Below are 243 nucleotides of genomic sequence, written 5' to 3'. Positions count from 1 at the left end.
CCAGCCGTAAGCTGTGTCTATATCATCTATAAATTCAGCTACTTTTGTATTTTCAGTGCTAAATTTATGCGACTTATAAGCAGCTTCAACACTGCCTAAGTGCCCTTTACCCGTTTGGTGCCAAACACTTATAGCATTGGTATTACCCAGCTCTGCAAACGCAGCAGGCAAAGTTGTATTAAGTACTTGCGCCCCTAATGAGCCGCCTACCACTAAAATATTGATTGGGCTTGATACTTCTCG

The 243-nt window shown here is 42.4% G+C and carries 1 protein-coding gene; it reads right to left on the bottom strand.

Annotated features, from left to right (window positions below; genetic code table 11):
* Window positions 1-243, bottom strand: a 243-nt coding sequence (locus tag AAEY62_RS24265) for a glycosyltransferase (RefSeq protein ID WP_350637027.1), incomplete at both ends; no start/stop codon positions are given.

This window comes from Pseudoalteromonas sp. GW168-MNA-CIBAN-0100 (genome assembly GCF_040309225.1).
Taxonomy (GTDB): Bacteria; Pseudomonadota; Gammaproteobacteria; order Enterobacterales; family Alteromonadaceae; genus Pseudoalteromonas; species Pseudoalteromonas arctica.
This window is presented reverse-complemented; position numbering and strand designations above follow the sequence as displayed.